Origin of the sequence: Empedobacter sp. UBA5987 (genome assembly GCF_002429865.1) — a bacterium.
In the GTDB taxonomy this organism is placed as follows: domain Bacteria; phylum Bacteroidota; class Bacteroidia; order Flavobacteriales; family Weeksellaceae; genus Empedobacter; species Empedobacter falsenii_B.
Genome location: NZ_DJBB01000020.1, coordinates 44336 through 55295, shown reverse-complemented (window position 1 = coordinate 55295; position 10960 = coordinate 44336). Strand labels below are relative to the sequence as shown.

Here is a 10960-nt window from a genome sequence, read left to right as displayed (position 1 = left end):
AAAAATCCAAGCCCTAACTTTTTAACTTACACACTTCGTGGGATAGTGTCTATTCTTAAAACTAAAAAGAGTTCCAATATTTTTTGGAACTCTTTTTTTATTTGGGTTAATATTTTATTTTTTTATTGAACTTCTTTTTTGAATAATTTATTCAACGTTACAGCAATAGCACCATCCCCAGTTACATTTCCTGCTGTCCCGAAACTATCCATTGCGATATAAAGTGCAATCATCAATGCTTGATTTTCTGCATTAAATCCTAACATAGAAGCAATAATACCAATTGCTGCCATAATCGCTCCACCAGGAACTCCAGGAGCTGCAACCATTGCAATTCCAAGCATCATGATAAATCCTAAAAATTGAACAAAATCAATTTCCATTCCTTGGATTAACATCAATGCTAAACAACAACAAACGATTTTTAACATCGAACCAGATAAATGAATTGTCGCACACAACGGCACAGCGAAATTAGCAATTTCGTCACGAACACCAATTTTCTTTACTTGCGCAATTGTTACAGGAATTGTAGCCGCTGAAGATTGTGTTCCTAATGCTGTGAAATAGGCTGGTAACATCAATTTCATCATGCTAAATGGATTCTTTTTCGCGATAATTCCAGCAATTGTAAATTGAAGTACTAACAAGAAAACATGTAGCACGAAAATTACACCAATTATTTTCAAAAATACATTCATAATTGTTACCACTTGTCCTGAATATGACATGTTCAAGAAAATCCCGAAAATGAAAATTGGTAATAATGGAATGATTAAATTTTGAATTAAATACGTAATAATTTCTTCAAAATCATCTGCAAATTTCCCAAAAGTCGAATCTTTCAATCGTGATAATCCAATTCCGAAAAGAAATGAAAATACCAAAGCAGGCATTACATCAAATAACGGAGGAAATTCTATCGAAAAGTATGGTGTAAATTCTTTTGCTTTTTCGGCTAAATTAATTTGACCAGTTTGATGTTCTAATAATTGTGGAAAGATAGACATACTCGCTGAGTAACCTAATAATCCTGAAAAAATGGTTGATCCGTAAGCAATTAAAACGGTTGCTAATAATAATTTTCCGGCTGTTTGTCCTAATCTTCCAATTGATGGAACAATTAATCCAACAATGATTAATGGAATCAAAAAGTTAAGTAATTCGCTAAAAAAATCATTGAAAGTCATAAAAATACGACCAATAGCTTCTGGTATTATTCCGCCGAGTGAAATTCCGAGTACAATGGCAAGAATAACTTTTACGAGTAAATTGTCTTTAAGTTTGTGCATAGTCAAATTTAGAAAAAATCCGTTCAATACAAGGTTTTAATTCTAAATCTTGATAAAAAGAAAAAGCGATGCTAAATTTTAGCATCGCTTTTTGGTATATAATTTTTGATAAAATTACTTTTTAGGTAAACGTACAATTCGGCTTGCATCGTTCGTATAAGCTTTGCTTCCGCTTATTTTTTTGTATGCAAACTTCGATGCCAAACGTGTATTTTCTGTTGTAATATTGTTGGTAACATCACCTTTATTATTCATTCTGTCCACAATATCGTAAGTTACGTCGTAACCTAATTGCTCGTAACGTGTCGGAAATTCACAATAAACTTCTTTGAAATCTTTGATCACACTTTGCACTTCCGTATCTCTTGTATTGATTAATCGCGCAGTACTAAACAAAAAACCAAATTCGCGGAATGCATCGATATTTTTTGCATTATCTGCGTTATAAACATCATAAACCGAAACCGATTTTATTCCGTAAGCTTTGATATTGTCTTTGTTAAATGTTTTTAATTTTTCTAAATATTGTTTTCCCAAATTATCATCATCACCAACTAAAACCGTAATAATTGGCGTATAATAATCTTCACCGTTAACTTTATCGTGTGGTTGAACAATTTTTGCAACACTATCTACAATGACAACATTTGCTTTCAACTGTTTTTCTAATTGTTTTTTCGTATAACTTGCTAACTCTTGATCGTCACGATTTGTTAATAAATAAACTTGTTCTCCAGCAAAGTTTTTCCCAATTTCTTCGATGATTTGATCTGCAATTACTTCATCTTTTGGATTAGAAATCAATAAATCATTGAAAGAATTTAACGAATCGTCATTTGCATAAGGCGAAATCACAGCGATACCAGAATTACTGAAGAAGTTGGCAACTTCTGTAATATCAGACGTGTTCAACGGGCCGATAACAGCATCCGTTTTACTAAAATCTGTTGTTGATAAAATATCTTGCAAGTTTCCGTTTTTCGTATCGATCACTTTCACATTTACATTTTTACCTTTTTTCGCCAAATGAGTCAACGCTAATTTAGCTCCAGTAAAAAATTGCATTGCTTGCGAATTTTTTAATTGCGGATTATTTGCAACATCAAAAGGTAGCATAATAGCAACATTAATTTCATTGTCATTAGCACGTTTCAACTTTCCTGCAGTTCCGTATTTGATGATTTTAGCATTTTTTTGCAATGGAATTTTAAGTGTCATTCCAGCTTTTAAACCATTGATTAAATCAGGATTTAAACGCAATAACTCATCTAAATTCGTGTTGTATTTTTCTAAAATTCCGTAAGCCGAATCTCCATTCTGAACAACATAGTTGATCGTGTTTTCTTCGATTACAACAGAACCAGATTTTTTAGGAATCGTTATCACCATTCCTTCTTTTACACCTGTTTGTAAAGCTGGATTTTCTGCATATAAATCGTCAACACTTACATTATACTGTTTTGCTAAAGTGTATAAAGTTTCTCCTTTTTTGATTAAATGCGTTCCTTTTGGAACAGAAAAAACTTTATTTGTCACATCTTTTGGAAGCTTGATTACGTCACCAATTTCTAAACCTCTTTCTTTGATTTGAGGGTTTAATGAGTTCAATGTTTCTTCCGAAATTTTATATTTTTTTGTCAAATTGTAAACCGTTTCTTTCGGCTCAATTGTAATATATTGATAATTATCGTCCGAAATTTTTACGTTTGACGTAGTCGTTTGTGTATTGGTTTCAGTTGGTTTGGTTGTCGTAGTTCCTTTACCTGGAATCACAATCAAATCACCTGGATGAATCCCATTTTTTTCAATTTTAGGATTGGCTTTATACAATTCTTCTTGCGAAACACCATATTGCTTCGAAATTCCGTAAACGGTTTCTTTTGCTTGAACTGTATGCGTTTTTTGTTGAGCATAAAGTGCTGATGCACCAACAAATAACAATAAAGCTAATATTTTTTTCATTTAGATGAATTTTCGTGGTCAAATATACAAATTATGTTTTGTTTAGAGTTCCTCTTTCAATGTATTTATGATGAACTCAAATTCAAAAGGTCGAAGACTATCTTCAATAAAATCAATGAAATACTGAATATTAATGTAATCAAAATCAGCAAAATTTTTCACACGTTCTTGCAAACCATTTTGTTGAGAAAGATCATTTAATAATTGCTCGATTCTCTTCAATAAATCTTCATTTTTTTTCACTTCTGCATGCACCAAACGTTGTTTTATTTTCTCAAAACCTTTCAACTGTTTTGTGCGCTGCGCTTGTATCATATCGGCAAAAGAAGATTCTGTTAACGAACTCAAATGTTCCAAACGTTCAAAAATGCTTTTTAATTCTTCTTCCAATTCAGGAAGTTTTGGAGCAATTTCTGATGAATTTATCGAACGTTTTTTTGTGATTGCTAAACTATTCGAAAATAAATCTTCGTTTGATAGATCTAATTTTTGTTGTTTTTCGTATTGTTTTTCAGTTCGGATTAACAATGAATTTCTCAAAACTAAAAGTGGAAAATCAACTTCAAATTGATTGAACATTTCTTTCAGTTGTAACCAATAAGCCATTTCGCCACCGCCGCCAACATAGGCAACATTTGGTAAAATTGTTTCTTGGTACAATGGTCTCAAAATCACATTTGGGCTAAATTTATCTGGATTTTGATGTAAATCGGCAATAATTTCTTCTTTCGAAAATTTGATTGAAGTGTTATTGACAAAATACGTTCCATTTTGTTCAACAATACGTTCGCGCGAATTATTTTGATTGATATAAAACAAATTTATCTCACGAGGATTCACTTGAATAGAATACCCCAATTGTTCTAATTTCTCATTGTGAGGTATTACTTTTTTGAACGATATTGACTGAATTAATTCTTCTTCAAAAGTTGGAATCATCAATTTTTTCAATTCTTTATCATCTCCATCAATCATCAACAATCCAAGATCTTTGAATAATAAATGAACCAATTTTCGTGTTGCGTCTGTCAAATTATCATTCGACAAATAAGAAGATTCAATCAAATTCTGTAGTTCCGTTTTCTTTTTTCCATTTGGAATTAATGACAAAAATGAATCAAAAACTTTTTGTAAACCATCTGTTGATAAACGTCCAACAGGTCCGCCAAACTCTTTTTCCCAATGAATAATTCGATCTCCAAATTTGAAATGATTAATTTCTTCGAAATCGTGATCTTCTGTCGCCATCCAAAACATCGGAACAAAATTGATTTCACTTTGTTCTTTATTGAGTTCTTTACAAGATTTGATAACTTGTAAAATTTTGTAAAAGAAAAAAATTGGACCAGTAAATAAATTTAACTGATGGCCAGTTGTAATTGTTACTGTATTCTTTTCTCTTAATTTTTTTAGATTATTTTGTTGCTTTTCAGATAAATCTAAATGACTCAATTGTTTAGAAATTTGATCAACAAGAATTGCTCTATTTTTATAATGTCCAAGTTTATTTTGAGCTTGTTTTATATAGTTTTCTTTGGTTGGAAATAGGTTGTAGAAGTCTTTCAAATTCTCATCTTGATTGATATAATTTAACATCAATTTTGAGAAATAATTTGAATCCTTAAGTGATATTGTTTCCATTTAATTTTTATTAATCGTTTGATGTACATCAATTGCTCTATCTGTTGCAAAAATGTCGACACCGTCTTTTTCTAAATCGCGGTAAAGTTGTCCATTTCTCGTCGAAGCACTTTTGTCTAGGTTTCCTAATGTTCCAAAAATGACCAAAATATCTTTGTCATGAATTTTATTTAAAAATGTTTTGTCATTGCGTCGAGTTCCCGTAAATGCAACCATTTTGTCTGTCGGGATTCCGCTGTTCATCATTTCATTAAATTCTCGTTCGTTTCGCATCGAAACAGACAATAACATATCTGGCGCAAGTTGATGCAACTTTTTCGCTTGACCAACTGTATACGTCACCAAAACAACCTGTTTTTGCATGTTTTCTTGTTCTATTGTCTTTACAATATCACGATAATCAACACCTTTTTTGATGTCAACCATAAAATAAATTGGTTTACTTTTTCCCCAATTTAACGCTTCTGCAAAAGTCGGAATTTTGTATGACGTTTGTTGTCCAAAATCATCTACCAAAAAGTATTCCTTAATGGTTTTTAAGTCAACTTGATTGACATCTTGTCGCCCTGTGCTTGTTCGTTGCAACGAATTATCGTGCATTAAAATAAGTTGATTATCCTTTGTTTCGGCAACATCAATCTCAAAAATTTGTATTCCTTTTTGATAAAGATGTTCAAAAGTTTCGACACAATTTTCTGGAAAATCATGTATTCCACTTCCTCCACGATGCGCGCTGACAAAATTTTTGTTTTTGGTCGAATATTTGAAGGATATTTCTTCGGATGAAGTATTTTGATGTGTTTCGGATTGATTTTTATTCGGATTACAACTAAAAATAGTCAGTAAACTGAACATTAAAATTCCGAGATAATATCGTTTAAAATAATTGAAATTCATATTTTTAAATAAAAAATTAAATTAATTCATTCTAAAATTGCGAATGAAGCTGTAAATTTAAACTGAAAATAATCAACAAAATAAATTATTATGGGACTTAGAACTTTTTTGAAAAGAATTTTAGGAAAAACGGAAACTGCGATTGATGTTGCGGGAGATAAATTTGACGATGTTTCGGCAACTGTAAAAAAAGCAGGAACATTGATTGCAGATGACGCATCGGATTTTGCGCGTAAAACAATCAATAATATAAAAGATGCTTCAGGTGATTTGAAAGAACAATCGAAAGAAGCCGCTAAAGATTTTAAAGAAAGATCGAAGCAAGATTATAACGAAGTAAAAGATATTGTGGAAAAGCAAATGAAAGAAACAAGTGCTTTTGTGAAAGAGAAAGTTTCGGATTTGAAAGAAACTTTTAAAGAAGAAAAAACAGAATTGGAAGAAAAAGCTGATGAGTTAAAAACAAAAGCCGAAAATAAATTAGACGAAGCTTCTGAAGACATTAAAAAAGAGACAAACGATTAAAGAGTCTTTATTTATTAAGTTTTATTACAATTTATAAATGTTAAATTTAACATTAGTTATTGATTATTATAAAATTGGTTTAATTTTTGATTTAATAATTTTTCCTCGAAATAATTAAAATGACTGAATACAAAGATCTCGAGCCCTCTACAAACCCTAAACATAAAAATGAATTCGTAAAGAATATTATTATTGCTGTTTTAGCAGTATCCTTGTTATTAGCTATTGGGTATATTGTATATTCTAAAGAAGCAAATGCAAAATCTTCGATAGAAATGCAAAGCGATATCAATGATTTGGAACGATCTAGAGAAATTCTGAAACAAGAATTACGTATAATTAGATCAGATTTTGATGATGCTAAAACTCGTGTTGTAAAAAAAGATTCTTCTTTAAGTTATCAAGATCGATTGATTTTGGAAAAACAAAAAGAGATTCAATCAATCTTAAATAAAGAAGGAATTACAAGTGGAGAATTGCAGCGTGCTAAACGTTTGATAACCTCTTTACAAGCAGATATTAAAGTTTATAAAGAAGAAATTGTTCGCTTGAAAGACGAAAATAAAAAGCTGACAAACAAGAATACAGAGTTAACTTCGGAAAATTCTCATTTAAATGAGCAGAAAAAAACTGTTGAATCAAATTTGAGTACTGAAAAAGAAAATCATCAGAATTTAATCAAAGAAACGAATTCCACTTTATCGATTTCTAACTATACAATAAAAGGTTTGCGAGTAAAATCGAGTGGAAAAGAAGTTGAAACGACACGAGCAAGAAGAATTGATAAAGTTCGTGTGTCTTTTGATTTGGATAAAAACTTGAATGCGACTTCAGAAACCAAAGAATTGTATGTATCTATTTATAAACCAAACGGCGAGATAGGAAAATTTAAAGGTGCTGATGCTGGTGAAACAACTTTACGTTCTGGATCTTCTGTAGAATATTCTGATCGTGTAAAAGTTAATTATAATAATATGTCTGGTTCAAGAGTTAATTTTGACTGGGTTGATTATGACTTTCCAAAAGGTGAATATAAAATCGATATTTACCAAAATGGATACAAAGTTGGTCAAAATGTGATTACACTTCGATAAATATTAAAATTATAAATACATAAAAAATCTCTTCAGTATTATTGAAGAGATTTTTTTATTTAACAATATTTCTCCTTCACTCCAAAACCAACCAAACTCAAAAAACCACTCATTCCTATAACAACGATAAGATTTCCTAAAGAAATTTCGATAGGAAAAAATACAAATCGTATTACTGAAATTATAGTTTTTAACAAGATAACTTTTAACCAAAAAATGTAATCAAATTTAGTTTTTGGAAGAATTTGTTTTGGCATTTTATACATCCAAAAAGCTATAAAAATCGCACCTAAAAATGTGCTAAAATGTTGTAGAAATTTATATCCCTTTACTTCGAGATTATTGAAAGGAATTTGAAACCAAGTTTCTTCTAAAGCTGGAATTAATTTCGCAAAATATCCCCATTCGTGTGTGAAAGCATCCCAAAAAAGATGCGAATAAGCTCCTATTATAATTGAAAGAATCACAATTATCCAATGTTTTTTGAAATAATCAATCCAATCAAAAATTAGGAATTGAGCAAATCGTTCTTTTAAAAAATAAGGTAAATGATGAATTAAAACATTTCGGACAAATAAGTGAAAAACGAAACAATAAATAAGAGCAATTGGTAAATCAAAATACAAAACGCCTCAAAACAAATGAATATACGTCGCTACAATCTCCATTCGAGAGAAATATTCTAAATCTGGCGACATCGAACCAATGATTAATCCCGTCATCGAAAACCAATTCGATTTTAGCTTTTTTAACGGAAGAACAATTGCTGGATGGCAAAAAGTTAGTGGCATTTAGAGTTTATTTTGATACAAAGTAAATCAAAATATCCATTAACTCCCAAAACGTTTGATGTTAACTTTTCGCTCCTTAATTTTCAGAATAAGCGGTTCATATTCTGTATTTTGTTCCTTTTCTACCGTTATTTTATTCAAATATGTTTTTGCATAAACATGTTCTGGTAAACTATTTTCAACAAGATGAAACGTATAATTTCCGACAGGTAAAAAAGCTGTATATTCACCTCTATCATTTGTTTTAACTGTAAATATCTGTCCATTTTCGTGATTAAAAATCAACGTAAACCCGAATAAATTTGCCGAAACCTGATACTCTAAATTTGAAGATAATTCATACTCAACTTTCCCTCTCACAACACCAGTTTGTTGCATTGGAATAGAAATAGAAGTCGTTTTCGCATTAATATTAACCGCGTAATCTTGTGCAAACCATTTTTGTCCAGGAAGTTTGATTAAATAATTACCATAAGGAACTTTTTTATACTTGATATTTCCTTCTAAATCTGTAATAAAATTCGTTTCATTTATCTTTACATTACGACTATCAGCCACTTTATCACCTTCGTCAAAAATACCATTTGCATTGTAATCATAAAACACAAACAAATTTAATGTTCCATCTTTTATATCTGTCACAGTGCGTTTCGCAGGTAAATTATATTGTACACCAACTTGCAAATAAGTTTGTTTGCTATTCAATGTTTTCGAATCGTAATGACTAAAATTAGCTTGTGTACTCACAATAAAATTATCAATTGGTTGATAATCTAAAGAAGCTCCAAAAGTTAAGGTATTTCCAAAATTTTTGTCAATATTATAATAAGTAGAAACTGCTGTATTCAATTTTTTCTGAAAAAAGCTTTGACGAAAACTCGCCGAATTTGTAAAACGTTCTAATTGATGATTTAAATTATTCATCGAATAAACTTCTGCAATCATCATACTTCCTCTTTGATAAATTGAGTTTAACTGAAAGTTTTTAACACTCCACGTTAATTGTCCATAAACAATTGGATCAGCATTTCTCAATTCTTTTAGTTCAGAAAATCCTCCCAAAGCATTCAACACCAACTGATGCACACGAGAATTAGACAACCACGTAAATGTTCCGTTCAAATAAGCTGATTTAAAGTCCATCGGCATATACTTAAACGTCTCATAATTCAGAATATTTGATTTTTCTAAATTCAATTTAGGAGAAACCGAAACATTAAAATGACTTGCCAATTTGAATGATATACCCGTCTCAAAACGTAACGCTTTCGACTCATTCGCTTTTGTATAATTCATCAAATATGGATCGATAGATTTCGGATTGTTATTGGTAACCGTTAACGAAGACCACAACGAAAATTTAGAAAACGTTCGTTGAAAACGCTGATTAAGATACAATGCTCCACGTCGTGTCCCCGGATAATATCCTGAGCTGTAATAATTGGAACTATAAAAATCAAATTTACCAATTGTTCCAGAAACATTTGCAGAAATCGACATCGAGTTTTCAACATCATTTGTCTCTTTAAATTTTGACAAACCATACCCAAATTTCACTGAATGATTCCACTTATTTGGTGTAACCCATTTGTAACCATTTGTCAAAATAAAGTTCGTTGTAGAATAAGTTCTATCAAACAAAGCTGTTGTTTCTAATTCGTTTTTATCTTTTATTAAAAATCGTCCATTCGCAAAAGTTGTGTTGCTATTCTTGAAAACATCGTTCGTCAAATCATCTAATAAATTATAATTTTTTTCGACCGTTCCGACTACAATTCGGTTATCATTCTTATCATAATTATTAAAAAACATCACTCCTCGTCCGTTAACTGGAATATCAAAATCGTTGTTATTGATTGATCCGATTAAAATTCCTTTGTCTTTGCGTTGATATTTCACCCAAGAATCTGTCAAAACCATGTCTTGATTTTTATTCCAAGTTGTTCCATTAATATTATATGCAAATTCATTCAACCCAACCGAAAATTCTTGATGAGCCATTAAGTTATAATTCGCATTAGCAGAATTAATATCGCGAGCAGTTAATCGAACATAATTTGAAGAAAAATTGGTCCAATTCTGATTTAGCATTGTTGGATCTATATACACACGATTGGAACTTGCATTCTGTATCGTAAAAAACACATTTCCTGCAAAATCTTTGGTCGTTGTATAACCCGAAACATTTGCCTGAAAACTTTCAATTTTAATCATATCTCGGTCGACATATTTAGAAAATCGAACAATTTTTTCTTGAAAAGCTTCAACTATAAGTCGTTTGTTATTATAAGTATAACTTCCTCTGAAATCAGGAAGTACATTGGTTAACAAAATTTCTTCGGCTTGATTTCCCATATTCATTACTTTTAATTCATAATGAATAGAATCTCCTTCTTGACGGTAAAAAATATTACTCTGGACAGGAAAAATTTTGATGTTTCTCTTTTGCAAAACAACAACTGAAGTAACAGATTTTCCTATTTCTTTTTTACTTAAAAAATCAATAATACTGAATTCTAAATCTAATTTCCCAGCCATTTGCGATTTACTCACCGTAAATTGCATAGGAATAAAAGCCTTCTTGTTTGGATTGATTTTTATTTGAAGATTATCTTGCGAATACGATCTTATAGCCGAAGGAATTTTAAGTCCCAGACGAGCATTTATCGTATCATTGGTTGTATTTTCTAATTGAAGAATAACAGAAAAGTTGTTGCTATCTTCTAATTTAACTTCTTTTATTGTACTAAATTTCAAT

General features: G+C 30.6%; 7 protein-coding genes and 1 pseudogene. 2 read left to right on the top strand and 6 right to left on the bottom strand.

Features of this window, described 5'->3' with window-relative positions; translation table 11 throughout:
* Window positions 1-122: 122 nt before the first annotated feature.
* The 4 genes from B3J26_RS03845 to B3J26_RS03830 all read right to left on the bottom strand — a co-directional run bounded on the left by B3J26_RS03845 (window position 123) and on the right by B3J26_RS03830 (window position 5750).
* Window positions 123-1292: a dicarboxylate/amino acid:cation symporter gene (locus B3J26_RS03845; protein WP_291073346.1), complete on the bottom strand. Its 1170-nt coding sequence runs from the start codon at window positions 1290-1292 to the stop codon at window positions 123-125.
* A gap of 114 nt (window positions 1293-1406) precedes the next feature.
* Window positions 1407-3254, bottom strand: a complete 1848-nt coding sequence (locus B3J26_RS03840) for a LysM peptidoglycan-binding domain-containing protein (RefSeq protein ID WP_219033797.1) — start codon at window positions 3252-3254, stop codon at window positions 1407-1409.
* A 42-nt stretch (window positions 3255-3296) separates the two neighbouring features.
* Window positions 3297-4895 carry a bacillithiol biosynthesis cysteine-adding enzyme BshC gene (gene bshC / locus B3J26_RS03835; protein ID WP_291073344.1) on the bottom strand — a complete coding sequence of 533 codons (1599 nt, stop codon included), beginning with the start codon at window positions 4893-4895 and terminating at the stop codon, window positions 3297-3299.
* Entirely contained in the window at window positions 4896-5750 is an 855-nt protein-coding gene (locus tag B3J26_RS03830) for a glycerophosphodiester phosphodiesterase family protein (RefSeq protein WP_291073342.1), read from the bottom strand.
* A 132-nt stretch (window positions 5751-5882) separates the two neighbouring features.
* On the opposite strand from B3J26_RS03830, the gene B3J26_RS03825 reads away from it, so the two are divergent.
* Together B3J26_RS03825 and B3J26_RS03820 are read left to right on the top strand one after the other, a co-directional pair.
* Entirely contained in the window at window positions 5883-6317 is a 435-nt protein-coding gene (locus B3J26_RS03825) for a hypothetical protein (RefSeq protein WP_114998746.1), read from the top strand.
* Window positions 6318-6436: 119 nt separating this feature from the next.
* Window positions 6437-7411 carry a hypothetical protein gene (locus tag B3J26_RS03820; protein ID WP_114998747.1) on the top strand — a complete coding sequence of 325 codons (975 nt, stop codon included), beginning with the start codon at window positions 6437-6439 and terminating at the stop codon, window positions 7409-7411.
* Window positions 7412-7470: 59 nt separating this feature from the next.
* Here the strand turns inward: B3J26_RS03820 and B3J26_RS03815 are convergent.
* A pseudogene (locus B3J26_RS03815) lies at window positions 7471-8202 on the bottom strand (DUF4184 family protein).
* Window positions 8203-8241: 39 nt separating this feature from the next.
* Complete coding sequence (locus B3J26_RS03810) at window positions 8242-10959, bottom strand: hypothetical protein (RefSeq protein ID WP_291073339.1); 2718 nt, start codon at window positions 10957-10959, stop codon at window positions 8242-8244.
* Window position 10960 lies beyond the last annotated feature (1 nt).

What these genes read in the sequence shown, in the direction of transcription:
- B3J26_RS03845 (WP_291073346.1), bottom strand. Translation starts at nt 1,292, where the DNA reads ATGCACAAACTTAAAGACAATTTACTCGTAAAAGTTATTCTTGCCATT.
- B3J26_RS03840 (WP_219033797.1), bottom strand. Translation starts at nt 3,254, where the DNA reads ATGAAAAAAATATTAGCTTTATTGTTATTTGTTGGTGCATCAGCACTT.
- bshC (WP_291073344.1), bottom strand. Translation starts at nt 4,895, where the DNA reads ATGGAAACAATATCACTTAAGGATTCAAATTATTTCTCAAAATTGATG.
- B3J26_RS03830 (WP_291073342.1), bottom strand. Translation starts at nt 5,750, where the DNA reads ATGTTCAGTTTACTGACTATTTTTAGTTGTAATCCGAATAAAAATCAA.
- B3J26_RS03825 (WP_114998746.1), top strand. Translation starts at nt 5,883, where the DNA reads ATGGGACTTAGAACTTTTTTGAAAAGAATTTTAGGAAAAACGGAAACT.
- B3J26_RS03820 (WP_114998747.1), top strand. Translation starts at nt 6,437, where the DNA reads ATGACTGAATACAAAGATCTCGAGCCCTCTACAAACCCTAAACATAAA.